Annotated in this window: 18 protein-coding genes; 9 read left to right on the forward strand and 9 right to left on the reverse strand. The window is 67.5% G+C overall.

The window, feature by feature from the left end; translation table 11 throughout:
* Positions 1-212: 212 nt before the first annotated feature.
* Positions 213-1,163 carry an AraC family transcriptional regulator gene (locus DFO50_RS13125; RefSeq protein WP_107889965.1) on the reverse strand — a complete coding sequence of 317 codons (951 nt, stop codon included), beginning with the start codon at positions 1,161-1,163 and terminating at the stop codon, positions 213-215.
* A 246-nt stretch (positions 1,164-1,409) separates the two neighbouring features.
* Here DFO50_RS13125 and DFO50_RS13130 point away from each other — a divergent pair, with 246 nt between their 5' ends.
* From DFO50_RS13130 to DFO50_RS13145, 4 genes are read left to right on the forward strand one after another with little or no spacing between them, the layout of a single operon-like run.
* Positions 1,410-3,551 carry a TonB-dependent receptor gene (locus DFO50_RS13130; protein WP_199489833.1) on the forward strand — a complete coding sequence of 714 codons (2,142 nt, stop codon included), beginning with the start codon at positions 1,410-1,412 and terminating at the stop codon, positions 3,549-3,551.
* 47 nt (positions 3,552-3,598) lie between these two features.
* Positions 3,599-5,428: an ABC transporter ATP-binding protein gene (locus DFO50_RS13135; RefSeq protein ID WP_199489834.1), complete on the forward strand. Its 1,830-nt coding sequence runs from the start codon at positions 3,599-3,601 to the stop codon at positions 5,426-5,428.
* Positions 5,425-7,224 (forward strand): ABC transporter ATP-binding protein, encoded by a 1,800-nt coding sequence (locus DFO50_RS13140; RefSeq protein ID WP_112692696.1) that lies wholly within the window; start codon positions 5,425-5,427, stop codon positions 7,222-7,224. Before DFO50_RS13135 ends, DFO50_RS13140 begins: the two co-directional genes overlap by 4 nt.
* A gap of 32 nt (positions 7,225-7,256) precedes the next feature.
* Positions 7,257-7,916 (forward strand): 4'-phosphopantetheinyl transferase, encoded by a 660-nt coding sequence (locus DFO50_RS13145; protein ID WP_146745090.1) that lies wholly within the window; start codon positions 7,257-7,259, stop codon positions 7,914-7,916.
* A 66-nt stretch (positions 7,917-7,982) separates the two neighbouring features.
* Here DFO50_RS13145 and DFO50_RS13150 read toward each other — a convergent pair whose 3' ends face one another.
* From DFO50_RS13150 to DFO50_RS13160, 3 genes are all read right to left on the reverse strand, one after another.
* Complete coding sequence (locus DFO50_RS13150) at positions 7,983-9,065, reverse strand: macro domain-containing protein (RefSeq protein WP_028499365.1); 1,083 nt, start codon at positions 9,063-9,065, stop codon at positions 7,983-7,985.
* Positions 9,065-9,715 carry a DUF4433 domain-containing protein gene (locus DFO50_RS13155; protein ID WP_028499364.1) on the reverse strand — a complete coding sequence of 217 codons (651 nt, stop codon included), beginning with the start codon at positions 9,713-9,715 and terminating at the stop codon, positions 9,065-9,067. Before DFO50_RS13155 ends, DFO50_RS13150 begins: the two co-directional genes overlap by 1 nt.
* A gap of 254 nt (positions 9,716-9,969) precedes the next feature.
* The gene (locus tag DFO50_RS13160) at positions 9,970-10,836 is read right to left on the reverse strand and encodes a YicC/YloC family endoribonuclease (protein ID WP_028499363.1); all 867 of its coding nucleotides are present in this window, start codon (positions 10,834-10,836) and stop codon (positions 9,970-9,972) included.
* A gap of 318 nt (positions 10,837-11,154) precedes the next feature.
* Between DFO50_RS13160 and rbsK the strand changes: the two genes are divergently transcribed.
* The 5 genes from rbsK to rbsB are packed head-to-tail and all read left to right on the forward strand — an operon-like array spanning position 11,155 to position 15,858.
* Positions 11,155-12,048 (forward strand): ribokinase, encoded by an 894-nt coding sequence (gene rbsK / locus DFO50_RS13165; protein WP_028499362.1) that lies wholly within the window; start codon positions 11,155-11,157, stop codon positions 12,046-12,048.
* Positions 12,049-12,053: 5 nt separating this feature from the next.
* Positions 12,054-12,449, forward strand: coding sequence for a D-ribose pyranase (rbsD, locus tag DFO50_RS13170; RefSeq protein ID WP_028499361.1), 396 nt, complete (start codon positions 12,054-12,056; stop codon positions 12,447-12,449).
* 9 nt (positions 12,450-12,458) lie between these two features.
* Positions 12,459-13,961, forward strand: a complete 1,503-nt coding sequence (locus DFO50_RS13175; protein WP_374755040.1) for a sugar ABC transporter ATP-binding protein — start codon at positions 12,459-12,461, stop codon at positions 13,959-13,961.
* Positions 13,955-14,893 carry an ABC transporter permease gene (locus DFO50_RS13180; protein ID WP_233495262.1) on the forward strand — a complete coding sequence of 313 codons (939 nt, stop codon included), beginning with the start codon at positions 13,955-13,957 and terminating at the stop codon, positions 14,891-14,893. The genes DFO50_RS13175 and DFO50_RS13180 overlap by 7 nt, the downstream gene beginning before the upstream one ends.
* A 41-nt stretch (positions 14,894-14,934) precedes the next feature.
* Positions 14,935-15,858, forward strand: a complete 924-nt coding sequence (rbsB, locus tag DFO50_RS13185) for a ribose ABC transporter substrate-binding protein RbsB (protein ID WP_028499358.1) — start codon at positions 14,935-14,937, stop codon at positions 15,856-15,858.
* On the opposite strand, the gene DFO50_RS18940 is transcribed toward rbsB, so the two are convergent.
* From DFO50_RS18940 to recC, 5 genes are all read right to left on the reverse strand, one after another.
* Positions 15,848-16,063 (reverse strand): hypothetical protein, encoded by a 216-nt coding sequence (locus DFO50_RS18940; RefSeq protein WP_146745091.1) that lies wholly within the window; start codon positions 16,061-16,063, stop codon positions 15,848-15,850. The two genes, rbsB and DFO50_RS18940, sit on opposite strands and share 11 nt — an antisense overlap.
* A 27-nt stretch (positions 16,064-16,090) precedes the next feature.
* Positions 16,091-17,062, reverse strand: coding sequence for a hypothetical protein (locus DFO50_RS13190; protein WP_028499357.1), 972 nt, complete (start codon positions 17,060-17,062; stop codon positions 16,091-16,093).
* Positions 17,063-17,276: 214 nt separating this feature from the next.
* Positions 17,277-19,100, reverse strand: a complete 1,824-nt coding sequence (gene recD, locus DFO50_RS13195) for an exodeoxyribonuclease V subunit alpha (protein WP_051528875.1) — start codon at positions 19,098-19,100, stop codon at positions 17,277-17,279.
* Entirely contained in the window at positions 19,097-22,747 is a 3,651-nt protein-coding gene (locus DFO50_RS13200; RefSeq protein WP_051528874.1) for a UvrD-helicase domain-containing protein, read from the reverse strand. Before DFO50_RS13200 ends, recD begins: the two co-directional genes overlap by 4 nt.
* Before the next feature lie 8 nt (positions 22,748-22,755).
* Complete coding sequence (gene recC / locus DFO50_RS13205; protein WP_112692699.1) at positions 22,756-26,076, reverse strand: exodeoxyribonuclease V subunit gamma; 3,321 nt, start codon at positions 26,074-26,076, stop codon at positions 22,756-22,758.
* Between the last annotated feature and the right edge of the window lie 57 nt (positions 26,077-26,133).

A 26,133-nucleotide genomic window follows, 5' to 3' on the forward strand; every position in this document is an offset into this window, starting at 1 on the left:
GTTTCAGCCGGACAATGTCAGTCGCTGTGGGGGCTGCGGAACCGCTCGAATGCAGAATCTGGAATCGCCTTACGCAATTGGCATGGCGCTGGGTGCTGAATGATAATTATTCCCTGACGGGATTCCACCCGGATCGGGCCTGCCCTGGCCCGTATCGGTCCGCAGGAGAAACGGGCCGCAAGGGCCGTCCGGCTGGCGCAGACGGTCTGCTGTCAGCGCCGTTTCAGTGTTGACGGGTTGACGCCAAATTGCTTCTGAAATGCGGCTGCGAAATGGCTGGCATTGGTGTAGCCAAGATCTGATGCAACTGTCATTACCGGGGTGTCGCGGGCCGACAGCCGCCGGCGGGCTTCATGCATGCGCTCCTGCTGGAACAGCCCGTAGACGCTGTTGTTGAACAGCAGACGAAAGCCGCGCTTCAGCTTGAGGACACTGAGGTCGGCCTCCCTGGCCAGCGCGGCGATGGTGGGTGCCTGACTGAGATCACCCAGCAGGCGGTCCCTTGCGCGCAGCAGGCGCTGGCGATCGACCAGACTGAGGTCGGCCGGACACTGGCGCCGCGCGGCGGCGTGGCCTTCCAGTGCCAGGCCGACCAGGGTCAGGCTTTGCCCCATCAGCCACAGCGGGCTGCGCCGGGCGCCGTCATCCGCCCCCAGTTCCATGACGTGCAGCGCCCGGCTCAAGCCCTGCGCCGTCGCCCGCATTTCCGCATTGTGGCCGCATGGCGCATAGCAGCGCCCGCTGCCGAGTTCCTGCTTCAGCGAGCGTTCCAGCTCCGGGGCCCAGCTGGCAAACAGGTCCGGCCGGACCGAGACGGTCACGCTCTCGAACGTTGCGGCGTGGCTGGCACGGCCCCGGCAGCCGGGGTTGTAGTTGATGCAGCCGCCGCCTTCGGCCAGCGCGTGCTCAAGCTCGCCGCAGCCGCCATGGAACGAGTAGCTGGAGCTGCCCTGAAGCGCGCACGAGAAGTGGATCCTGTCCCAGTCGTCGTGGACGTTCACGGTCATCGGTTGCCGGAGTTCGCCTTTCCAGACCAGCACGTCGACGCCGTCCTGCAGCGCAATGCGCAGCAGCCGGCAGCCGGTGTCCGGTGTGGCGTGTCCGACCGGCTGCCCGGCCAGCAGGGCCGATATCGAGGTGGAAGGCGGTTGCGGCGATGGCATGCGTGTCCAGCTCCTGTGCGGCATACCGATCCGGGCACAAGTTGGACCGGTCCGGGCGGTAATGCAAATGAGAATCTTTTATTATTCGCGCTCTTTCAATGACAGTCGAGCGGAGTTCGCTCCCGACGGGGATTCCGCCGGAAGGGCCTGCGCCACCCGGCCACAAAAGGAATGAATTGCATGCTGTGCCAAACAGACCGCGGAACAGGGGAGCTGCGCACATTGTGGCGTGTAAATCCACTAGTCATGGCGCTGTCGATGGCCCTGCTGCCGGCCTCCGGGCTTGCCCTGGCCGAGGCCCCGGACATGGTTGCGGTTCCGGTGCAGGCCGGGCGTGACGGGAGCGGCAAACCGGTCGCTCACGACGCCGGAGCGGGCCATGATGTCCCGGTCGAACTGCCGGCCCTGACCGTCACTGCCCGCCAGGGCGTGGAGCGGGCGAAGGACATTCCTTTCGGTCTCAGCGTCATCAGTGGCAGGGAGCTGGAGGTTCGCCATCTGCTGACGCTGGATGACGCCTTGCGCAGCATGCCGGATGTCAATGTCAATTCGAATGGCGGACCCAATTCCGCGAACGTCATGATTCGCGGCGTCGGTTCGCTGAATGCGGTCAGCATGGACGACGGCTCGGTGGCGCTGAATGTCGACGGCGTGACGATGTCGATGCGCAATATGTCGCTCGGCACACTGGATATCGAGCGGGTCGAGGTGCTGAAGGGGCCGCAGGGCACGCTGTTCGGCGGCAACAGCCTGGCCGGTGCGGTCAATGTGACCACCCGCCGGCCGACGCGCGAAATGGAAGGCCATGTCCGGGTCGAATACGGGCAGGAGCGGCAGCATCTCGAGGAGGCGGTCATCAGTGGGCCGCTGTCCGGTCAACTGAGCGGCCGTTTCGCCATCCGCAACACCGGTTCGGACCTGTGGGTCGACAATACGCAGACCGGCCAGCCGCTGAGCAAGCCCGGTGATCTGGCGTTCCGCGGCAGCCTGCTTTGGGACGTGACCGCCGGCACCAGTGCGCTGCTGATCGCCGAGCGGCAGCAGATCAGGCGCAGTCCGAGCCTGACCATCCTGCGGCCGTATGGCGAGCCGCCGAAGCTGGATTTCACGCCGAATCTGTTCGACGACGACAAGAAGACGATGGCGCGCTATTCGCTGGAGCTCAATCATGACCTGGGCGCCAGCCGGATCACCTCGATCACGGCCTATACGACTACCGATTTCTTTACCGTCGGAGGCTACGACCGCCGGATCATGCAGGCGCTGATGGGAGGGACGCCGGAGGCAAGCGTCAAGGAGGATTCGTCGGCGCAGCGGGGGGTGAGCGAGGACCTGCGCTGGTCCTCACTGCCCGGTGCGCCGCTGTTCTGGGTGGCCGGCCTGAACCTGTCGCACGCCGACCGGCACTTTGATACTTACTATATGCCTGGTTACCGGCAGGACCGGCGCTATCGCGTTCGCAGTTCCGCGGTCTATGGCGAAGCGACCTATCCGCTGACCGACGCCCTGAAGCTGACCGGCGGGCTGCGGCAGTCGTGGGACCGCAAGTCGTATGACGCCACCTATACCCAGGGCAGCAGCAGCGGCGACAACCGCGAACTGGACGACCACTACACCACCGGTCGCGTGGCGCTGTCCTATGCGCTGACGCCGGCGAGCAACCTGTATGTGGTGCTGTCACGGGGCTATCAGTCGGGGGGCTTCAGCGATTACTCGGCGACGGTGGCCGGCGGCGAGCCGTACAAGCCGGCCCGGTCGAATACCGCCGAGCTCGGTTTCAAGACCGAATCGGCAGATCGCCGCTTCAGCCTGAACGCGGCACTGTTCGCGACCCGGGTCAGGGATGCCCACCTGCTCGGCTACGACTACAAGACCTATTCCACCAATACCGTCAACGCCGACAGTGACAGCAAGGGCGTCGAGCTCGAGGGGTACTGGCGCTTCGGCGACGGCTTCGAGCTGTCCGGCGGACTGAGTGTGATCGACGCCACGATCACCAGCGATGCCCTCGGTGTCAGCGGTGGCGATGTCCGGGCGGGCAACCGCACGCCGGACGTGCCGCGCTGGGGGGGCAACCTGGCGCTGTCGTACCGCAAACCCCTGCCGTCCTTCCTTGGCCTGCCGTCGCCGGCGGTCAATGCCCGGCTCGGCTACCAGTATGTCGGTGCCCGCCCGGCCGATCCGCAGAACCACTTCGATCTTGGCAGCTACCGGCGGGTCGACCTGCGCGTCGGGCTGACGGCGGGCAATGCGGAAATCTATCTGTACGGCAACAACCTGCTGGACGAGCAGTACGACCTCTACGGCTATTACAACAATGCCACCGCCACCTTTGGCTCGCCGGTGCGCGGCCGGACGGCCGGTATCGGTCTGAACTACCACTTCTGAACCTGATGCTCCGGCCGCAGGCCGGCCGGGGCGCACGAGGAATCCCCATGTCCCGATCCTCCCTGTCCGCCGATGCCGGCGGCGATGGCCTGTCTCCTGCCGGTGATGTCTGGCACCTCATGCAGCCGGTGCGCGGGCAGATCCGCCTGGCCATGGGTCTGTCCGCGCTGGGCACGCTGTCCGGGCTGGCGTCACTGGCGCTGCTGGCGCTGGTGGTTCATGCGCTGCTGCGCGAGCCGCAAGCCTGGCCGTGGCTGCCGATGTCCGGCGCCATTGCCTGTGGCGTCGTCAGTTATCTGCTGCGACTGAACGCGTTCAACCAGTCGCACTATGCCGCGTTCCGGCTGGAAGCCGTGCTGCGCGCCCGGCTCGCCGCGCACCTGGCGCAACTGCCGCTGGGCGAGGTGTATCGGCATGGCGCCGGCGCGCTGTCCAAGGTCATGCAGGACGATGTCAAGGCGCTGCATGTCTTTGTCGCCGACAGTACGCCGCTGCGAACACGGGCGCAGGTGGCGCCGGTCATGACCGCGCTGGCTCTGCTGTGGCTGGACTGGCGGCTGGCGCTGGCGGCGATGGCCGTGCTGCTGACCGGCATGGCGGTCCTGATGCTGGCGACGCGGAATGCCGCCGATATGGGGCGCCAGTACCACGAGGCTCGCGAGCGGGTCAGCGCCGCCATCATCGAATTCGTCCAGGCCATGCCGGTGGTCCGTACCTTCGACAGCGGCCACGTCGCCTTCGGCCGTTTCCAGCGGGCGCTGGATGCCTATTACGGCGTGCTGACCCGCTGGTACCGCGAGGCCGGATTTCCGGCGCGTTTCTCCTTTGCCATCCTTGGCCCGCTGCCGACGCTGATTGTCCTGCTGTGGCTGGGCTGCTGGCTGATCGCCGGCGACCGGCTTGCCCCCGACACCTGGGTCGCCGTGCTGCTGCTGGGCACCGGCATGGCCGAGTCGGTCATGCCGATGATGATGCTCCGGCACATGGTGGCCCGCGCGATGCTGAGCGCCGCACGGATCCGGGAGATCATGGCCTTGCCGGTACAGCCGCAGCCGGCGCAGGGCCGGCAGCCGGCAGATGCCGGCATCACCTTCGACCAGGTCGGCTTTTCCTACCGGACCGGTCACGGCGAACCGGCATTGCGCGACGTGAGCTTCCGGGTGCCGCCGGGTACGGTGACGGCGCTGGTGGGCCCGTCCGGCGCCGGCAAGAGTACGGTGGCGCGGCTGATTCCGCGCTTCTGGGATGTCGATGACGGTCGTGTGCTGCTGGGGGGAGTCGATGTGCGGGATATCCGCGCCGATGTGCTGATGCAGCAGGTCGCCTTCGTGTTTCAGGATACCTTCCTGTTTGCCGACACCATTGCCAACAATATCCGCCTCGGCCTGCCGCAGGCCACGATGGACGAGGTGCGGGCCGCCGCCACCGCCGCCCAGGCACATGAATTCATTTCCGCCCTGCCGCACGGCTATGACACCCCGGCGGGTGAGCGCGGGGTCCGGCTGTCCGGCGGACAGTGCCAGCGCATCACCATTGCCCGTGCCATCCTGCAGAACCGCCCGATTCTGGTACTTGACGAGGCAACGGCGTTTGCCGATCCGGAAAACGAGGCGGCGCTGGTCGTCGCGCTGTCGGCACTGATGCGCGGCAAGACCGTGCTGATGGTGGCGCACCGCCTGTCGACCATCCGCGATGCCGACCAGATCCTGGTATTCGATCGCGGCACCCTGGCCGAATCCGGTCGCCATGCCGCCCTGATGGCGCAGGACGGTGTCTACGCCCGGCTATGGCGCCATTACCGGCAGGCCCGTGAGTGGACCTTGCCGGCGAGCCCGCTGGCGTTTCCGGCCGGCATGGCCGGGGAGACCCTCTCATGAAAGCGGATACCGGGCATTCGCCGCGCCTCGGCGCATGGCGGGACAGCTATCACCGGCTGCTGCGCAGCGCCGGCCGGCAGGCGCCGGCCCTGCGCCTCTGCCTGGCCGGCCTGCTCGCTGCCGCTGTCGTCCAGGGGCTGGCGCTGGCCTGCCTGTTTCCGCTGTTCGCTGCGGTTTTCCACCTGCGCGAGCCCGGTGACATCCTGTTCTGGCTGGGGCTGATGTCGGGACTGGCCCTGGCCGCCACCGTGCTCCGCTGGCATGCGCAGGGTTTCGAGTACAACGGCCGGCTGGCGTCCATGACCCATCAGCTGCGCGGCCGGCTGGGCGAACAGCTGCGGCGCATGCCGCTGGCGTCGCTGCAGGATCGGCGCGCCGGGGAAATGAACGCACTGCTGCTCGGCAATGTGGACGAACACTTCAATTACACCCCGCTGCTGGTCAATCTGATCCTGCTGGCCACGGTGACGCCGCTGGTGACCGCCCTGGCGACGCTGCTGGTCGACTGGCGTCTGGGGCTGGCACTGCTGCTGGTGTTCCCGGCCATCGTGCCGTTCTACCGCTGGCGCCGTCCGGCGTCCGGCCGCCACATGCGGCAACTGGCGCAAGCGCACCAGCGCACCAGCGCCGATCTCGTTGAATACACCCAGGGGCTGCCGGTGCTGCGCGCTGCCTGCAGCGCCGGCGACCGGGCGGCGACACTGCAGGCGGGCTTGTGCCAGTTGCAGCAGATCCAGACCGAGGCTCATCGCCGGGGCAGCAAGGCCGAGGTGCTGACCGTCAGCGTGGTTGAACTCGGTCTGCTGCTGGTGGTGGCCATCGGTGTCAGCCGGGTGGTGACGGGCACGCTGGACCTTGCCGTGCTGGCCGCGGTCATGGTGATCGTGGCGCGCTTCTCCGAACCGCTGGCGACTTTTGTCAGTTACACCATGGCGCTGGACCTGATCGAGTCGGCGCTGGAACGGATCGATGCCCTGCTGGCGGTCGAACCGCTGCCGCAGCAGTTGCCGGTCGCCAGACCCGGGGCTTTCGACGTGCACTTCGATGACGTGTCCTTCCAGTACCCCCGGGCGGGCGACAAGACACTGGACCGCTTCAGCGCGACGGTGCCGGCGCGAAGCCTGACCGCCATTGTCGGCCCGTCGGGGGCGGGCAAGAGCACGGTCGTGCGCCTGCTGATGCGCCATTTCGATCCCCAGCAGGGTCGCATTACCCTCGGCGGGGTCGATCTGCGGCAGATCCCGGCAGAAGAACTGAACAGCCTGATCTCGGTGGTGTTCCAGGAGGTCTACCTGTTCGATGACAGCATCCTGGCCAATGTGCGCATGGCCCGTCCGGATGCCAGCGACGAGGCCGTGCAGGCCGCCCTGCACCAGGCGCAGTGCACGGCCTTCATCAAGCGCCTGCCGCAGGGCTGGCATACCCGGCTGGGCGATATCGGTGGTCGCCTGTCCGGTGGCGAGCGGCAGCGGATCTCCATTGCCCGTGCGCTGCTGAAGGAAGCGCCGGTCGTCATCCTCGACGAACCGACTGCCGCACTGGATACGGAAAGCGAGGTCGCCGTGCAGCATGCCATCGATACCCTGGTGCGGGACAAGACCGTCATCGTTATCGCCCATCGCCTGTCCACCATTGCCGGGGCTGACCAGATCCTGGTGCTGGACCCCGGCCTGCCGCCGGTGCAGGGCCGCCACGCCGAGCTGCTGAAACGCTCCGCCCGCTATGCGGCCATGTGGGCGGCCCAGCAGTCGCTCAAGGTCTGGCGAGCCGACGGGGCCCGCCCCGCGCCACAGTGAAACCGGCGCCGGGCGGATTCGTGGACCGGGCGGTGCCGCTGTTGCCCTTGCCGGCCGGCGAGGCCGTGTCGTGGGCCGCGGTGTCGTTTGCCGGCGAGGCGCCGTTCGCCGCATTCGCGGCCCGGTTGCCGGTGGCGCTGCAGGACGCCGTGCCCCGGCGACGCAACGAATTCCTGGCCGGCCGCTATTGCGCCGTGCGTGCCCTGGCCCGTGCCGGCTGCATGGACGCCGCGTGGCCGGCGCGGCGTGATGACGGTCTGCCGGTCTGGCCTGCGGGCTGGCTGGGCAGCATCAGCCATACCGCGGACGGCGCGCTGGCCGCCGTGGCGCCGTGCAGCGCATGCACGGCGCTCGGCGTGGATATCGAGCGGATCATGAGCGCGAACCAGGTGGAAGCGGTCCGTTCGCTGGTGGCAATGCCCGGCGAACTGGAGCAGTTGACGGGGCTGACGCCGGCACAGGCGCTGACGCTGCTGTTTTCGGCCAAGGAGGCACTGTACAAGGCGCTGTATCCGCAACTGCGGCGCTTCGTCGATTTTTCCGCCGCCTGTGTCAGCGGCTGGCAGGGCCACGCGCTGTCGCTGCGGCTGGCGCAGCACTGGGGCCCGGACTGGCCGCAGGGCCGCTGCCTTCCGGTCGCACATGCGTTCGTCGGGCCGCATGTGCATACCGCCGTCTGCGTACCGGCATGAAAAATGCCCTGACCGGAGGGCAGGGCTGAGGGGGGATTGCCGGGGACTGGGGCCGGAATGGAGAACTCAGGTGCATGCCGTAACCGGAGCATGCTGAGTCAGCCGCTCCAGTGCAATGCCCAGCATCCGGTCAGTAAACAGGCGGTTCTTGCGTTCGGCGGCATTGGCGCTGCTCCGCCAGTGCTGCAAGCCTTCCCGCAAGCCCGGCACCGTGGGGGGGGCGGCTTCCCGGGTCAACAACCAGTCAACGGTGGCCAGCAATTCCATGCCGAACGGCGATTCGAAGCCATCGATCAATGCCGAAGTGTATTCCAGCGCAGCAGTGTAGGCCCTGGCGTCCTCCCTCAGATACCTGTGCACACAGTCCTTGCGCGTGTCATCGAACCAGATGATGTCGAGCGGGTCGGCATCGCTGATGTGCTTGTCGCAATGCAAATAGCTGCCATCCAGGTCGTTCAGCAGATGATCCAACCGGTTCGCGTAAGGACCGTACTGGTGTGCCACGAACTGGAGTTTCAGCGGGTTGTCTCCGGGGTTGCAGCGCTCGAGTGCGCGCTCGAGAAACCACGCCAGTTTCTGAATCTCCAGCAGGCTGCATTCCATGCCCAGCACCCAGTAGCGGCGCACCAGCTCGGCAATCAGGGCGCGGGAAGGCGTCAGCTTTTCCACTCCGGCGCGCTTGGCCGCGTTCTGGTACTGCAGGGTTGGCTGGAACACCCGTACCTCGGTATCCAGGTCCGCCAGTATGGCCTCGATCTGTTCACGCACTGCAGCCCACGCCAGACCGCCGTTACCCGCTCCCAGCGGAGGGACGGCAATCGATTTCACTTTGTTTTCGATCAGAAAACGGCGCAGGTCCTGCAGGCCCTCCGTTATCCAGGCCAGTTGCGAAGGGGCGCGCCAATGCTGCTTTGTCGGGAAGTTCACGATCCAGCGCGGACCGTCCAGTTCGTTTACCCCGGTGATGAACATCTTGCCTGTCTGCACTTCACCGGCCTTGCAGGCAGCGGCGTACAGGCGGAAGTTCTCGGCAAACCGTTCCTTGAACATCAGTGCGATGCCCTTGCCCATCACCCCGACGGTATTGACGGTATTGACTAGTGCTTCGGTTCGGGCTTCGAGCAAATTGCCTTGCGTGTAGGTAATCATCAGAAATACCACCCTGTACGGGCATGAACCGGCAGGCTCAGACGGCGAGTCTGAATTTCCTGCTCAATGCGTTGTTTCACTGTGCCGGTGTAACACACGATGCCAAGCAGCCCGGCTACTGGCAACTGCCGGTGAACCAGCGCTTCGGCCTGGTAGCGCTCGAATCTGGCCGGGTCTTCCGGATCGCGCTTGAAGTCCCGTCGCTGCAACAGCGGCCAGTCAATCCGGTCGAGATCAGCCAGGTCCGAATAGAAGTTTGCCCACTGATAGTAGGCATGACTGTCGGTGAACAGAAACGGCACGCCCAGATTCGCCAGATGCGGCAGGCTGGACACCAGAATCACGATTTCCTCGTTTGCCCGTTTCTGGATGCCACCCCAGCCGGTGTGGATATTGCGCAGCATGGGCGAGAATGGCGTGAAATAGAACGGTATATAGTCATTCAGTCTGCCGCCGGGCGGCAGGGGCACCGGATGGCGGGCGCGCCTGTCGCTCAGTTCCGGGTTGCCGATCGTCACCCACCCTGGTGCCTGCATGGCGCTGTTGCCGCAGTGCAGGCCGTTGTCCAGAATCCACGGCAGATTGTTGCAGTGGACGATGCGCCAGATCAGCGCTTTTTGAGGATTCAGGCCGGGGTAATGGCTGGCCATCGATTGCCTCCGTGGTATCGACCTGTGACGGAGCTTTGCCCGTGGGCAGGTCTCGCTGCGGACGGAATCGTCCACTGGCGCCCGGCCCCTTCGCGATGCCACCTGAACGTCGGGTCATGAATGCGCCAGCCGTATTGTCGTGCAGGCTTGCTGCCGATTCCACCACTCCGCCAGCTCACGCAGCATGCGTGTGGCTGGCGGTCGCGGTCACAGACCGAGGGACATGCGCGTCTGGCGAGACGCGTGCGGAACCCTTACTCGATATTCTGAATCTGCTCGCGCATCTGCTCGATCAGCACCTTCAGCTCGACCGAGGCCTGAGTGGTTTCGGTCGATACCGATTTCGAGCCGAGCGTGTTCGCTTCGCGGTTCAGTTCCTGCATCAGGAAGTCCAGTCGCTTGCCGACCTGGCCGCCCTTGCCGAGGATGCGGCGTACTTCGCTGACATGGGTCGACAGCCGGGCGAGTTCCTCGTCGACGTCGATCTTCTGTGCGAACAGCGCGAACTCCTGCTTCAGGCGGTCGTCGTCGATGCTGCCGATGGCTTCGACCAGTCGGGCGGTCAGTTTGTCGCGCCAGCCGGCGAGGATCTCCGGCAGCCGCGGGCGGATGCGGGTGACGATGTCCTCGATCTGGGTCAGCCGGTCGATCAGCACCGCCTTCAGTTTTTCGCCTTCGCGGGCGCGGGTGGCATTGAAGTCGTCCAGCAACTGGCCGACGGCGCCGAGCACCAGGTGCTGCAGGCTTTCGGCGTCGATGTCGTTGGCGGACAGCAGGCCGGGCCAGCGCAGCAGTTCACCGGTGGACAGGTCGCGGATGCCGGGTGCACGCTGCTTCAGCTGGGCGACGGCATCGAGCAGGCCGGTCAGCACGTCCTGGTCGATTTCCATTCGCGGCGCGGTGTTTGCGGCCTGGCTGATGCCGATGCGGCATTCGATCTTGCCCCGGGTCACGCGGGCGGCAATCTGTTCGCGCAACTGCGGTTCGATCACGCGCAGTTCTTCGGGCAGGCGCAGCTGCAGGTCGAGGTAGCGGTGGTTGACCGCGCGCAGTTCCAGCGCGATCAGGCCACCGGGAAATTCGCGGCTGGCAGCGGCGAATCCGGTCATGCTGAGGATCATCGGAGAAGCTCCATGAGGAAGGGAATGCAGGGTCGATGAGCCCGGAATGCTGTGGCTGGCAGACATCCGTGGCCATGGTGGAATATAACACTGCCAGTGGCCTCCCATCCGTACGGGATTTCCCGACTGCTGTATGAGTCAAAACTTATGCGTAGGCGACGAAAAATGTATCAATGCGTCGGATGGTATTGTGTTGGCGACGTCCGTGTGGACAATCGCGCCCTTGATTCCGGTACGCGGGCGCAGCTGCATGGCTGGCGCCCTTGATGTTCTGGGCGGGAAAGACCCCGGTGCCGGATGGATCACTCAGGAGCAGACATGCCGAAAATCGTAGTCGTCGGCAGCATCAACATGGATCTGGTGGTGCTGACGCCGCGCTACCCCGGGCTCGGGGAAACGCTGACCGGCGAACGCTTCGCCAATTTCGCCGGTGGCAAGGGTGCCAACCAGGCGGTCGCCGCCGCACGGCTGGGCGCCGACGTGACACTGATCGGCTGTGTCGGCAACGACGCGTTCGGCCGCGAGCTGTCGGCGCGCCTGCTGGCCGAGAAGGTCGACACCACCTGGATCGACATCGCCGATGACGTGGCGACCGGCGTGGCGGTGATTACCGTTGCCGGCCATGACAACGCCATTGTGGTGGTGCCGGGCGCCAACCATCGCCTGCGGCCCGAGCATGTCGCCGCTGCCGAGCGGGTGATCCGTGATGCCGACGTGGTGCTGTCGCAACTGGAAGTGCCGATGGACACCGTGCTGGCCGCCGCGCGCATGGCACGCAAATACGACAAGCCGTTCATTCTCAATCCGGCACCGGCGCAGCCGCTCGACACCGAATTGCTGGACTGCCTGACCCTGATCACGCCGAACGAGTTCGAGCTGGCCCGCTCGCTGGGCCGGGAACAGGCCGATCTGGCCGAGCTGCTGACGCGGTTGCCGGGCCGGGTGATCATGACCCGCGGCGTCGATGGCGCAAGCTATTGCGATGCGGCCGGCCAGTTGCGCCACCAGCCCAGTTTCAAGGTCGATGCTGTCGACAGCACCGGCGCCGGCGATACCTTCAACGCGGCGCTGGCAACGTTCTGGCACCTCGGCATCGGGGAAGCCGCCCGTCGTGCCTGCGCTGCCTCGGCCCTGTCGGTCACCCGTCTCGGCGCGCAGGGCGGCATGCCCACGCTGGCCGAGCTTGACCAATTCCTCGCCTCAAGGAGCTGAAACAGATGAAAAAGCACGGAACGCTGAATGCCGCGCTGTCTCGGGTCATTGCCGAGCTTGGCCATACCGACTACATCGTCATTGCCGATTGCGGGCTGCCGGTGCCGCCCGGCGTCGAGCGCATCGACCTGGCGCTGAAGCCGGGCATGCCCGGATTTCTCGACACGCTGGCCGTGGTGCTGGAAGACATGCAGGTCGAACGGGCTCTGCTGGCGAATGAAATCAGCCAGCACAACCGGGATCTGGAACATACCGCCACCGCCATGCTGGAGGGCCGTCCGCTTGCCCATGTCCCGCATGGCGAGTTCAAGCAGATCACCCGTGGCGCCCGCGCCATTATCCGCACCGGCGAAGCCACGCCGTATGCGAACGTGATCCTGTACTCCGGCACGACGTTCTAAGGAGTGCGGGTGAGTACAACGCTGGTAGACATGCGCGGGATCTGCAAGTCGTTCGGGCCGGTCGAGGTGCTGCGCGATGTGGCGTTCTCGCTGTATGCGGGCGAGATCCACGCACTGATGGGCGAGAACGGCGCCGGCAAGTCCACGCTGATGAAGATCCTGACCGGGATCCATGCCGCCGACGCCGGCGAGATCCGCATCAATGGCCAGCCGGCCGTCGTGCGCGGCACCCGCCAGGCCGAGAAGCTCGGCATCGCCATCATCCATCAGGAGCTGAACCTGATTCCGGAACTGAGCGTGACCGAGAACCTGTTTCTCGGTCGCGAGCTGACCTTTGCCGGTACCGGCATCCTGCGGCATGGCGAAATGCGCCGCCGGGCGAGCGTGGCGCTGGCACGGCTGAACGTGACCGGCATCGACCCGGACCGCGAGGCCGGCAGCCTGTCCATCGGTCAGCAGCAGATGGTCGAGATCGCACGGGCGCTGTCGCTCGATGCGCGGGTGCTGATCATGGACGAGCCGACGGCAGCACTGACCGAGCGCGAAATCGATGCGCTGTTCCGCCTGATCCGCGAGTTGCGCGCGTCCGGGGTCGGCATCGTCTACGTGTCGCACCGGATGGAAGAGATTTTCGCCCTGTGCGACCGCATTTCGGTGTTGCGCGATGGTCAGTTTGTCGGCTGCGAGGCCATTGCCGATACCGATCTCGACCATGTGGTGCGGATGATGGTCGGGCGCGAGATCGGTGAGCGCTATCCAAAGCGCGAGGTCAGCCATGGCGCAGAGCGGCTGCGGGTCGAACACCTGTCCGACGGCGGCACCATTGCCGACATCAGCTTCTCGGTCCGTTGCGGCGAGGTGCTCGGCATTGCCGGGCTGATGGGCTCGGGCCGGACCGAAATTGTCCGCGCACTGTTCGGCGTGACGCGCAAGAACGGCGGCCGCATCCACCTGGACGGCCAGCCGGTCGACATTGCCTCGCCTGCGGATGCCATCGCGGCCGGTATCGGCTACGTGACCGAGGACCGCAAGAGCCAGGGCCTGGTGCTCGGGCTGTCGGTGCGGGAAAACATGACGCTGACCCATCTGGCCGGCTTCTCGCGCGGCGGGGTGATCACCGCGGCCAGGGAAAAATCCTTTGTCGCGCGGATGATCGAGCGGCTGAACATCCGTACCCGGGACGCCGACCTCGAGGTCAGGGCGCTGTCGGGCGGCAACCAGCAGAAGGTGGTGCTGGCCAAGTGGCTGGCGATCCGTCCGCGGGTGCTGATCCTCGACGAACCGACGCGCGGGGTCGACATCGGCGGCAAGGCCGAGATTTACCACATCATCAATCAACTTGCGTCCGACGGCGTGGCCATTGTCATGATCTCGTCGGAACTGCCCGAGGTGCTGTCGATGTCCGACCGCATCCTGGTCATGCACGAGGGGCGGATCGCCGCCGACCTGGACGCACAGACGGCAACGCAGGAGCGCATCATGCATGCCGCCACCGGAGACACCCAGTGCTGAGTGAAAAGAACCGTAACCTGTTGCAGAAACTGGCGCCGCTGGTCGCGCTGGCGCTGATCAGCGTGGTGCTGTCGGCGTTGTCGCCGAACTTCCTGACCCTGAACAACATCCTCAATGTGATGCGCCAGGTGTCGATCAATGCGCTGATCGCCTTCGGCATGACCTTCGTCATCCTGACCGGCGGCATCGACCTGTCGGTCGGCTCGATCCTGGCGCTGTCGGCCGTGCTCGGCGCCGGCTGGATGTCGGCCGGCATGGACCCGATCCTGGCCACGCTGCTCGGCGTCGGTGCCGGCGCGCTGATGGGACTGGCCAATGGCCTGATCATCTGCCAGGGCCGTGTCGCCCCGTTTATCGCCACGCTGGCGACCATGACCATTTTCCGCGGCCTGGCGCTGGCACAGACCAACGGCACGCCGGTCACCGGCATTTCCAGCCCGTTCTTCGATCTGCTCGGACGCGGCTATGTCGCCCATCTGGTGCCGGTACCGGTGGTGTGGATGCTGCTGTCGTTTGCGGTGCTGTGGTTCATTGCGCGCAAGACCACCTTCGGCCGCCATGTCTATGCCATCGGCGGCAACGAGGAAGCGAGCCGGATCTCCGGCGTCCGCGTGTCCACGGTCAAGACCTCGGTCTATGTGCTGACCGGTGCGCTGTCGGCGATGGCCGGCGTCATCCTGACCTCGCGACTGAATTCGGCCCAGCCGAACGCCGGCATGGGCTACGAGCTGGACGCGATTGCGGCCGTGGTGCTGGGCGGCACGTCGCTGGCCGGTGGTCGCGGCTGGATCGTCGGCACGCTGATCGGTGCGCTGCTGATCGGCGTCCTGAACAACGGGCTGAACCTGCTCGGCGTATCGTCGTTCTATCAACTGGTCATCAAGGGCGCCGTCATCCTGCTGGCCGTACTGCTGGACCGGCGGCACAAATAAGCCACCGGCCGGAACCTTATTCAAACACGAGAAAGATCATCATGAGCAAACTGATGCAATCCCTGCTGGCCGGCGCGTTCGCCGTGGTCGTGGCGGCCTGCTCGCAGCAGGGCCCGGAGGCCGAACAGCCGGCAGCGCCGGCCAGTACCGGCCCGACCATCGGCCTGGCGGTATCGACCCAGTCCAATCCGTTCTTTGTCTCGCTGAAGAGCGGCGCCGAAGCTGAAGCCCGGGCGCTGGGCATGACCCTGATTACCGTCGATGCCCAGGATGATCCGGCCAGACAGATCTCCAGCATCGAAGACCTGATCCAGAAGAAGGTCAAGGTCATTCTGGTCAACCCGACCGACTCGGCCGCCGTGGCCAGCGCGGTGAAGGAAGCCAATGCGGCCGGCATTCCGGTCATCACCCTCGATCGCTCGGTCGATGGCGGCACCGTCGCCAGCCATGTGGCCAGCGACAATGTCGCCGGTGGCAAGATGGCCGGCGAGTACGTGCTGGAAAAAATCGGCGGCAATGGCGCGGTGGTCGAGCTGGAAGGTATTCCGGGCGCCAGCGCCGCACGCGAACGCGGGCAGGGCTTCCATTCGGTGATCGACGCAGCCGGCGGGGTCAAGGTCGTTGCCCGTCAGCCGGCCGACTTCGATCGTGCCAAGGGGCTGTCGGTGATGGAAAACATCCTGCAGGGCCACAAGGACGTGAAGGCGGTGTTCGCCCATAACGACGAAATGGCGCTCGGCGCAGTGCAGGCGCTCGAAGCCGCCGGCCTGAAGGATGTGGTCGTGGTCGGCTTCGATGCGACCGATGACGCGGTCAAGGCGGTCAAGGCCGGCAAGATGAGCGCAACCGTGGCCCAGAAGCCGGAACTGATCGGCAAGACGGCCGTGCAGACCGCCAAGCAGATCATCGACGGTCAGGCGGTCGACAAGGCGATCCCGGTACCGCTGGAACTGATCAAGCAGTAACGCCTACGGACTGCTCATGAAGGTGTGCACCGACGGCCGCAGCGGCGTCGGTGCACACCAGCATCCGGGGAAACCCCGCTTCGTCCGTTCTTCGCCGGTGGGGAGCCTGATGCCGCCGCTTCGCACCAGCAGTTTCACGGCGAACTTGATCACCTTGTCGACGGCTTTGGCGAATGCCGGTGCGCAGGTTGGTGGTGTCGGCCATGCTGTATTTCCTCCGTTGAATGCGTCGCTATTTCCCCGCCAGGGCGACGCTGTCCTGAAACGCCTGAACCGATTTGACATAGGCCTGCAGTTCGGCCAGCGTCTGTGCCAGCCCGGCCGAACTCATGGCCTTGCTGTCCACCGCCCTGACCAGTTCGGCGTGGGCCTTCGCCATGGCCCGGGTGCCCTTGCTGACATCGGCGAACAGGGCCCCGGCGCCCTGTTGCGCGCGATACAGGGTCCGGATCTGCTCCAGCCGTGCCAGCCGGTTGTCGAAGGTGGAATCGGGGCGGGTCCGGTCGCGGTTGTAGGCGATCTGCAGCGCACCGCGCGAGAGGCCGGCGGCATTCTGCGCATACTGGGCCAGTCCCGAGTCCGGCCCCAGATCGGTGGCGATCAGGGCGGCCGCTTTCTGGACGGCCGGGTCGGCGGCCCGCACGACCGCGCGAATGGCGTCGCGCTGCCGGGCCATCGCATAACCCTTGCCTGCGGCATTGACCGCGGTGGCAATCAGGCCGAAATCCGCCGCCGTCAGGCCGATATCGTTGCCGGTGGCGGCCTGATAGGTCTTGCCCAGCGAGACCAGGGCGCCATTGAGTTCTCCGGATGCGCTATCGATGTCCGCAGCGTAATTCGCGGCAGCCAGCGATTGCAGTGCACTGGCATAGCTGGCCAGTCCGGCCAGCAAATCGAGGCGGAGGGCCAGCGCCTGCTTGCGCGGGTCTTTCTGCCCGGTCTGCCGGTCGGGAAGCGTTTCAAAGAAACCGGTGAAGGTACTGTCGGTCGGCCCGTCTTTCGGATCGGACGCCAGCGTATACAGCTTGCGCTGGATTTCGAGCTGGTCGAGATAGGTGAAGGCATGTTTCGCACTGGCCGACAGCGTGGCGCTTTCCGTGCCGAACTGCCGGACTTGGGTGAGGGATGGCGTACTGCAGGCGGTGATCAGAATGACTGCCGAGACGATCACTGCACTGCGGGTCGCGGGACAGGACGGACGCATGGAGGAACCTCCGGTCAAAGGGGCGCGTGGTATTTCCTGACAAGACGGGCAGGGGATTGCGCTGTGACGGACAGGTTTTCATGACCGCCTGTTACGACATTGGCATAGATCATGAGCCAAGACTAGCAGTACCTGTTTCAGGGTAAAGGTGAAAAAAGCGCCGGATGACAGCCGGTCTGTTATCCGGCGCGACCCCCCTGCCGGGGGAGGCGGTTCATGCCGGCCCGGGCGTGACCTGCAGGCGGCGCGCCAGCCCGGACTGTCGCGTCGGTACCTGCATGACCGCGGCCCGCGCGGCGGCCGGGTCGCCCCAGACGCAGACGGCGTGGCGGGCGCGGGTGACGGCGGTATAGAACAGCGCGCGGGTCGCCAGCGGCGAGTCGGCCGGTGGCAGCACGCACAGCACACGGTCGAATTCCGAGCCCTGTGACTTGTGCACTGTCATCGCGAAGGCGGTGTCGTGCGCCGGCAGGCGGGCCGGAGACAGGTGACGCACGCCGCCGTCGGCCTCGGCAAAGTGGGCGCGCAGGCCGGCCGGGGTGTCGAGCAGGATGCCGATATCGCCGTTGAACAGCCCGAGGGCATAGTCGTTCTCGCGCACGATGACTGGCCGGCCGGGGTACTGTGGCCGGTCGGCCGGCAGATGCAGTGCGCGTTCGATGCGGGCATTCAGCTGGGTCACGCCGTCCGGCCCGTCGCGGTGAGCGCTGAGCACGCGGAAACGGTCGAAGGCGGCGAGTACCGCGGCCGGCTCGTCGCCGTGGTGCACGCAGGCCAGATAAGCGCGGTAGCCGTCGGCGGCGATCCGCTCCAGCGCGGCCGGTGTGCCATTGCCGGCGCTCAGCGCGTCGTCGCCACCGGGCGCCGGTGCCGCGGCAAGGCGGCCGGCGACCGCTTCGCCGTTGCCGGTATGGATGTCGCGCGCCAGCTGGCCGATGGCGCTGTCGGCGCCGAAACGATGGCTGTGGGTCAGCACGGCGACCACCTGACCCAGACGCGACGCCGGCAGCGGGCCGTCCGGCGGTGTCTGGCCGGTGACCGTCGCCAGCATGGCCCGGGTGTCGGCCTCCAGGCCACGGCCGGCGCACAGCGCCGGGAACACGCTGCCGGCCTCGACCGCATCGAGCTGGTCCTTGTCGCCAAGCAGGATCAGCCGCGCGTCTGGCGGCAGCGCATCGACTACCCGTGCCAGCAGCGCCAGGTCGACCATCGACGCCTCGTCGATCACCAGCACGTCGAGATCCAGCGGCCGGCCGGCATGGTGGCGGAAACCGCCGCCATTCGGCTGCACGCCGAGCAGGCGGTGCAGGGTCTGGGCGCTGTCCGGCAGTTGTGCGAGCAGGGCCGGCGGCAGGGGCAGGCGCGCCTTCTGCTGGCGAATCGACTCGCTCATCCGCGCGGCGGCCTTGCCGGTCGGCGCTGCCAGGCGCAGGCGCAGCGGCGGCTGACCGCCCAGTTCGACCAGGGCCGCCATCAGCCGGGTGACGGTGGTGGTCTTGCCGGTGCCGGGGCCGCCGGAAATGATCGCGAACGACGATGCCAGCGCGCTGGCCGCCGCCAGCCGCTGCCCATCGTGCGCAGCCGGCGGCGGGCCGAATACGTGGTCGATGGCGGCCCGGGCACGCTGCGGGTCGAAGCCGGCCGGCGGCCGGGCGCGGGCCAGCAACTGTTCGGCCAGCCGCTGCTCGAATTGCTGATAGCGGGCCAGGTACAACCAGCCATGATCGAGGATCAGCGGTGCGACTTCGCCCGGTGCCCCGACCAGTGCGCTGGCGCGCAGCCGGCTCTCGGCATCGGCCGGCCGGTCGGCACGGCTGCCGGGATGCAGGCAGACGTCGCCGTCGTACAGCGCACGCACACAATCGGCCAGCAGTTGTTCGACCCAGCTGTCGCGCTGTGGCGCCAGCGCGCCGAGTGCGGCGGCCAGGTGGCCGGGCAGGCGCGGCATGGCGGTCGGCGCGATCGCTGCCGGGGGCGCGACCGGTTCTGCCGGGGGCGGCAGGTCGGGCAGGTCGTCGAACAGGTCGGGGGTCATCATGCCGGCGTCTCCTCTCGCGGGGTGGCCAGCCGGTCCAGCGCCTCGATCAGTGAACGGGCCGGTCGCCAGCGATGGACGCCGTGCTCGCCGCTGCCGTCGATGCCACGCAGGAACAGGTACAGCACCCCGCCGATATGGCGGTCATAGTCATAGTCGGCCAGCCGCACGCGCAGATGGCGATGCAGTGCCAGCGTGTACAGCAGCGCCTGCAGGTAGTAGTGCGAGCCGGTCATGGCCGCGGTCAGTGTGGCGTGGTCGTAGTCGGCAGGCTGGTGGCCGAGGTGGTTCGATTTGTAGTCGGCCAGCCAGTAGCGGCCGTCATGTTCGAAGACCAGGTCGATAAAGCCGGTAATGAAACCGTCCACGACGCCGAAGTCCAGCTGGGCTGCCGCCGCAATGAAGGCCGGGTCGACCTGATGGACCGGGTCGGCCAGGGTGCGGGCCAGTGCCCGGGCGGCAAAGGTGCGGCTGGAGAAAGTGAAGCCCATTTCCACCAGCCGCCTGTGGCGTGGCAGCGCCGACAGCGTCAGGCCGTCGGCCAGCAGCGGCGTGGCCAGAATCTGCGCCAGCCAGTTGGCCAGCGGCACCTGCCACTGCGCCAGCTCGTCGTCGCTGAACAGTCCGCTGCGGCGCAGTTCGGTGGCGATGATGTCATGGTGTGCGCTGGCCGGCGCGCTGAACTCGATGCGCTCGAACAGCGCATGCAGCAGGTCACCGGCACGCGCGCCGCGCGGAAAGGCGGCCGGCGACAGCGGATCGGGCGCAGCCGGCGCGTCGGCCGGGGCGGGTGCCACTTCACTGCGGTCGCGTTCCGGTGCCACGTCGACCGGTTCGCCGGCATGTGCCAGAGAGGTAAAGCTGGCGCGCCGCCACGAGGGGCGTACCCGGTCGCGCAGGAACGGCTGTGCGGCCAGCGGGACGGTCGTGTCGCGGGTGCGCGGGGCGACGACGACCGGGGCTGGTGCGGCATCAATGTGCTGCTGGCCGACGCCAGGCCAGCTGGCGATGGCCTGATCCAGGTCGGCGGTTTCCAGCGGGCGCCAGACCGTCTCGTACCAGTCCAGCAGGCGCGGAAAATCGAGATCGGCCTGATCGCTGCCGGCCGGTGGCGGATGCAGCAGCCAGGCCAGGGCCGGCGCGAAGGCTTCCGGGGCGCTGTTTTTCGCCGTACCGTGCTTGTCGAGCAGCGACGGTTGCTTGCCGGCCTTGCCCCAGACCAGATGACAGCGATGGCGGGCCCGGGTCAGGGCGACGTACAGCAGGCGCAATTTTTCGGCGAACAGTGTGACCGAGGCCAGCGCCTGCCGTTCCGCCAGCGCATCGCTGCCGTAGTCGTACAGGGTGCCGACGCGCACGGTCGAGCGGGCATGGGCATGCCACAGCGCGCCATTCCAGGCGAACGGCAGGAACACGACCGGGTATTCCAGTCCCTTGGACGCGTGCACGGTGACGATGCGCACGCGCTGGGCATCGCTTTCCAGCCGCAGCAGGGTTGATTCGCCGCCCCGGGCCGCATCGCGTTCGCGCGCCAGCCAGTCGATGACGGCATTCAGTCCGTGCAGGCGTTCGCTTTCGCCGGCAATCAGTTCGCCAAGGTGCAGCCAGTTGGTCAGCCGGCGTTCGCCATTGCCGAGTGCGACCAGACGCGCGGCGTGGCCGGTAGCGAACAGCCAGTCGCGGAACATCGACATGAACCCCTGTTCCTGCCAGCGCGTGCGCCAGTCGGCGTAGCGGGCCAGTTCGGCATCGAGCGCCTCGCCATCCTCGTGCAGGCGGTACAGGCCGCCGGCATCCAGCGCCGAGCCGGTCAGCGCGGCGGCGCGACGCACCTTGCCGGCATTGGCCGGGTCGGCCACGGCCTCCAGCAGCAGCTGCAGTTCACCGGCCTCGGCGCTGGCCAGTACGCTGTCGCGCGTCTGCAGCACGCTGGGCACGCCGCGCACGGCCAGGGCGGCGGCGACCTGGGCGCCCTGCCAGTGGGTATCGACCAGCACGGCGATGTCGCCGGCCTGCAGTGGCCGCGGTCCGACCGTCAACCGGCCGTCGAGACCGGCGGCGACCTGGCGTGCTATCTCGTTGGCGACGGCGGCCACCGCCAGTGCGGTGGCGTCACCCTTGTTCAGCGCGGCATCGTCCGGCAGCGACCAGACCGTCATTGCCGCATGGCCATCGCCGGCCATGCCGTCATCCGCCCCCGGGCGGGCGTGGACCGGCTCGAACGGGATGCCGCGAAAACCGAACGGGTTGCCGGTGCGCGCAAACAGCGCATTGACGGCTTCGATCAGCGCACGGTCCGAGCGCCAGTTGGTATCCAGGTGATGGCGGGCCCGGGCGGTATCGCGCGCCTGCAGATAGGCGTGGATGTCGGCGCCGCGAAAGCCGTAGATCGCCTGCTTCGGGTCACCGACGTAGAACGCTGCGCCGCGCTGGCCGTAGATGGCGTGGAAAATGCGGAACTGGGTGGGGTCGGTGTCCTGAAATTCGTCGATCAGCGCCAGCGGATAGCGCTCGGCCAGCCGTGCCGCCAGCGTATCGCCATGGGCCGGATCGGCCAGCGCCGCATCGAGCTTGCCGAGCAGGTCATCGTAAGACAGCAGCCGGCGCTCGGCCTTCAGCGCCGGCAGCCGGTCGCGGCATTCGCGCGCGGCAGCGGCCAGCAGGCCGGTGCGTGCGTCGTCGAGCCAGTTCCAGTGGCCGAGCAGGCGTTCGACCGCGGCAAAGAATGGATGGGCAGGTACATCAGCGCCGGCCTTGACGCTGGCCGCCAGCACCGCCGGCGTGAAATAGCCGAGTTTGTCGCCGGGCGAGCGGGTCGGGGCGATGCGGCTGGCGAACAGCTGGTCGACGGCAAGCAGGCGCGCTTCAACATAGTCGGCGCGGTAGATATTGGCTTTCAGCGCGCCGCCGAGCAGCAGCGAGCGCACGCTGTCGCGGGTGCCGTCGGCATGCCACAGCTGCCAGGCGGCGTCAAAGTCGGCTTCCAGCGCGGCCAGTGCCTGGCGATTGGCCGGTGCCCGGGTTTCGCCGTCGGCTGGCAGGATCTCCATGTCCGGGCGGGCGACGGCCGGGGCAATCAGCCGCCGCCAGACATCGGCGTTTTCGCCCTGTTCAGCCAGGTAGCGGGCGATCAGCGGATGGCGGTCGACCACGGTGGTCCGCCACGCATCGTCGACCAGCTCGGCGATCAGCGCATTCTCGTCCGGCACCAGCTCGGCGTCGAACGGCATCGCGCACTCGAACGCGCGATCGGTCAGCACGCGCTGGCAGAAGCTGTGAATGGTGTAGACCGCCGCCTCGTCCATGGTGCGGATGGCGTAGGTCAGCCGCCGCAGCGCACGCTCGCGGCTGACGCCGGCCGTGTCCAGTGCGACCGGCAGCCGTGACAGGAAGGCATCGCTGCCGGGTTCGCGCTCGCCGCCGAGCACCGCGTGCGCATCGACCATGCGCTGGCGGATGCGGTCGCGCAGCTCGGCCGTTGCCGCCTTGGTGTAGGTGACGATCAGCAGCTCACTGACCGCATGGCCGTGCTCGGCCACCAGCCGTACCGCCAGCGAACTGAGGGTCCAGGTCTTGCCGGTGCCGGCGCTGGCTTCGATCAGTTGCACGCCCTGCGGCTGCAGGGCGAACAGGTCGAGGGCTTCGGACATGTCGGGGCCTATTTCCATGATTCCAGATGGTCCAGCAAAGGCAGCACGATGCGCCCGGCCCAGTGTTCGAAGCCGTCGGGTGGCGTGTCGCGCTCGCCGAAGGCCGCGCGGGCATACGGGTTGTCGCCGTCGCCGTGCCGGTCGCCATCGCTGTTCCAGCTCTTCTGCGCGACTGCCGCACCGGGCTTGTCGCCCCGGACGGCTTCGCCCCAGGCCAGCGCGGTGCGCGGAAAGAACGGCAGGGCGGACTGCTGGCCTTGCAGAAAGCCGTCGACCAGTTCGCCCAGCCGGGCCCGGGCATCGGCGGCAGCCAGCGGCCGCAACCGGCGCGCATCGACCGCCTCCTTGCCCCGGGCCAGCACGCCGGTGACCGGTGCCGGCAGTGTGTCCGGCCAGCCGGCGCACAGCGCCAGATGCTCGATCCACAAGACAATCAGGTCGGACGGGAACAGCCCGCCCGGGCGCAGCACGGTGCGGTTGGGGCGGCCGTCCGGATGCTGTTCGACATCGCCCAGCCGGCCGCTCAGGCGCAGGGTCTGGCCGGTGCCGGCAGGCAGCGGCAGATTGATGTCGAACGGGGCGGTGTTGCCACCAGCGACTTCCCGGGCCCGGCTTTCCAGTACGTCGACCACGCGCTGTTCCTGGCGCAGCAGCGCGCTGCCGTACTCGCCATGCGGCAGCAGCCCGCCGGCGCGGGCGCGATCGAGCAACTGGTGGCCGTCATCGCCATCGGCAATGGCGGCGAACAGGGTGCGGGTCAGCTGCTGGCGGTCATTGAAGTCCAGGGCGAACGGATCGCGACCGTCCAGCGGGCTGCTGTCGTGGTCCAGCCACAGGCCGAGACGCTGGCGCAGCAGCCAGCGGGCCGGGTGGCGCCAGAAGCGGACCAGTGTGTCGAGTTCGAGCAGGGCCGGGATTTCGACCGCCGGCAGCACGATGCCGTTGGCGAACAGCCCGGCGGCCGGGCGGCCGGCCTGCCCTGCATGCAGCAGGGTGGCCAGCTCGGCGTGGATGGCCAGATGGCCGGGTGGCAGAGGCGGGGCGGCGCCAAAATAGCGCGGGCTGAACGGCTGCAGCGCATGGCGCACACACAGCGCCGGCAGCAGCGGTGCGCCGGACGCCAGCCGGTAGCCGCGTTCGATGACATCCATCAGCTCGGCGACGACCGGCGATGGCGGCAGCTCGGCCAGATCGCGCTCGTTCTGGCCGATATAGCTGATCAGCAACCGTTCGCGTGCGGCAAGCAGGGTTTCGACAAACAGCGAACGGTCATCATGCCGGCGCGAACGGTCGCCAGGACGCGGGTGGCGGGCGATCAGATCGAAACCGGGCGCGCGTGGCTGACGCGGGAAGTCGCCGTCGTTCAGGCCGAGCAGGACGATGACCCGGAACGGCACGCCGCGCAACTGCACCAGCGCACCGACGGTCATGCCGCCGGCCAGGTGGCGGCTGTGTTCGGGTGTACCGCTCAGCCGCGCTTCCAGCCGGGTGCGGGCCAGTGCATACGGCACGGCGGTGCGGTCGCCGGCGGCGCGGCTCTCTTCCTGCAACGCCGCCACTGCCGCCTGCACGCGCTCGAACGGCAGGGCCTCGTCGTCGTCAGCCTGCAGCAGGTCGTCGAGCAGCGCTTGCAGCAGGGCGAACCACTGCGGTGCCGGACGGTCTTCGCGGCAGGCATCGTCGAATGCCGCCAGTCGTGCAAGCAGTTCGCACAGGCGGCCCAGGGTTTCCCCGTCGGCGCCTTCCGGCCCCGGGCTCGGCAGCCAGGCCACGTCGTCGGGCGTGTACAGCGCGGCCTCTTCGCTGCTGGCCGGCGGCAGGGCGAAGCCGAGCAGCAGCCGGGTCAGCCCGAAAGCCCAGGTGTTCTGCTGTTCCGCCGGCTGGCCGAAGCGTTCGCGGTGCGCGGCATCGCGGCCCCAGCGCACGCCGGCTGTCGCCAGCCAGTGGGCGATGCGGTCACCGTCGGCGGCGGACAGACCGAAACGGCGTCGCAGCGCCGGCAGGGCGAGCAGATCGGTGATGCGCTCGACCTCGAAGCGGCTGCCGGGCAGGGCAATCAGGCCGAGTACGGTGGCGTACAGCGGGTGTTCGCGCGCCAGCGCGCGGTCGGCGATCGAGTAGGCCAGTCGCGGCCGCTCGTCGACGCGATCGGTGCCGAACACGGCGTCGATGCATGGTGCATAGCGGTCGATATCGGCCGCCAGCAGCGCGACGTCGCTGGCAGTCAGGGTTGGATCGGCGTCGAACAGGGTCAGCAGGCGGTCATAGACGGCCTCGACCTCGCGCATCGGGCTGGAGGCTGCATGGAATTCGATGCTGCGGTCGTCGTCGGCCACGACCAGGGTATTGTCGTGGGCACGGCTTCGGTCGGTCAGATGCAGCAGGTCGTCCTGCAATTCAAGCAGCAGCGGGCGGGGTGGCTCGTCGGCGTGGCGGTTGCTGATGAACACCGGGGTCGATTCGGCCGGTTCCAGGGTCAGGATCTGGCCGAGAAAATCGCGCCACTGCTTGCCGAGCGAGGCCAGCAGCGGGTGGCCGACATCGAGGTGCAGCGTGTCGGCGTCGTCGGTTTCGGTGATGCCGGCGCGCAGTTGCTCACTGTAGTCGCGCACGTCGCCCCACCATTGCGACGACGGGTCGAGCAAATAGAAATCGACGGTACGGTGGCGGGCGATGGCCTGCAGCAGGCGCTGGTACATCGGCGGCAGGCTGGCCGGGGCGAACACCGACAGCCGGGGCGGCAGATCCTCCGGCAACTGGCCGGCCTCCAGCGCCTGCAGCGCCAGGCCCAGCGATTCGGCCCGGTGCGGCGCTGGTTCATCAGCCACCAGCGTGGCCCACAGCGTGGCCTGCCATTCCTCGTGCGGGCCGAGGTCGCAGCGCTCACCGCGTTCCCAGGCCGCGACCCACAGTGGCCGGTACAGCAGGTACTGGTCGAATACATCGGCAATGCGCGCGGCCAGATCGAAGCGGAACACCGCATCGCCCTGGCCGAGATAATGCGCCAGCAGCGGATCGGCGGCCGCGCCGTTCCCGCGCTCCAGCAGGTCGAATACCCGCCAGCTCAGCACCTCGGGCGTATACGGCGACAACGGCTCGGCCGCATGCCGCTCGGGCCGGGTCAGCTGCCAGGCCAGCCGTGCCGGAAACAGAAACTGGAAATGGGCGGCGATGCCGCACTGGCTGGCGATGCGCTGGGTCAGCCAGCGCTCGACCGCGCGCCCCTGCACCAGCACGACCTCGGGCGCCAGCGGGTCGCCATGACCGAACTGGGCGATCAGGATCTGGGCGAGAACTTCGAGGCGGTTGGAACGATAGAGCGTCAGCATGGGCAGGAGGCAAAAACGACCGGAGCGGCCATCTTACATGGCCGCTCCGGGGGATGC

Source organism: Microvirgula sp. AG722 (assembly GCF_003269145.1).
GTDB classification, from domain to species: Bacteria; Pseudomonadota; Gammaproteobacteria; order Burkholderiales; family Aquaspirillaceae; genus Microvirgula; species Microvirgula aerodenitrificans.

Bases quoted from the DNA above. Each gene is read 5' to 3' on its own strand.
- recC (WP_112692699.1), bottom strand. From the start codon at position 26,076: ATGCTGACGCTCTATCGTTCCAACCGCCTCGAAGTTCTCGCCCAGATC.
- DFO50_RS13135 (WP_199489834.1), top strand. From the start codon at position 3,599: ATGTCCCGATCCTCCCTGTCCGCCGATGCCGGCGGCGATGGCCTGTCT.
- recD (WP_051528875.1), bottom strand. From the start codon at position 19,100: ATGATGACCCCCGACCTGTTCGACGACCTGCCCGACCTGCCGCCCCCG.
- rbsK (WP_028499362.1), top strand. From the start codon at position 11,155: ATGCCGAAAATCGTAGTCGTCGGCAGCATCAACATGGATCTGGTGGTG.
- DFO50_RS13150 (WP_028499365.1), bottom strand. From the start codon at position 9,065: ATGATTACCTACACGCAAGGCAATTTGCTCGAAGCCCGAACCGAAGCA.
- rbsB (WP_028499358.1), top strand. From the start codon at position 14,935: ATGAGCAAACTGATGCAATCCCTGCTGGCCGGCGCGTTCGCCGTGGTC.
- DFO50_RS13190 (WP_028499357.1), bottom strand. From the start codon at position 17,062: ATGCGTCCGTCCTGTCCCGCGACCCGCAGTGCAGTGATCGTCTCGGCA.
- DFO50_RS13125 (WP_107889965.1), bottom strand. From the start codon at position 1,163: ATGCCATCGCCGCAACCGCCTTCCACCTCGATATCGGCCCTGCTGGCC.
- DFO50_RS13160 (WP_028499363.1), bottom strand. From the start codon at position 10,836: ATGATCCTCAGCATGACCGGATTCGCCGCTGCCAGCCGCGAATTTCCC.
- DFO50_RS18940 (WP_146745091.1), bottom strand. From the start codon at position 16,063: ATGGCCGACACCACCAACCTGCGCACCGGCATTCGCCAAAGCCGTCGA.
- DFO50_RS13155 (WP_028499364.1), bottom strand. From the start codon at position 9,715: ATGGCCAGCCATTACCCCGGCCTGAATCCTCAAAAAGCGCTGATCTGG.
- rbsD (WP_028499361.1), top strand. From the start codon at position 12,054: ATGAAAAAGCACGGAACGCTGAATGCCGCGCTGTCTCGGGTCATTGCC.
- DFO50_RS13130 (WP_199489833.1), top strand. From the start codon at position 1,410: ATGGCGCTGTCGATGGCCCTGCTGCCGGCCTCCGGGCTTGCCCTGGCC.
- DFO50_RS13140 (WP_112692696.1), top strand. From the start codon at position 5,425: ATGAAAGCGGATACCGGGCATTCGCCGCGCCTCGGCGCATGGCGGGAC.
- DFO50_RS13200 (WP_051528874.1), bottom strand. From the start codon at position 22,747: ATGTCCGAAGCCCTCGACCTGTTCGCCCTGCAGCCGCAGGGCGTGCAA.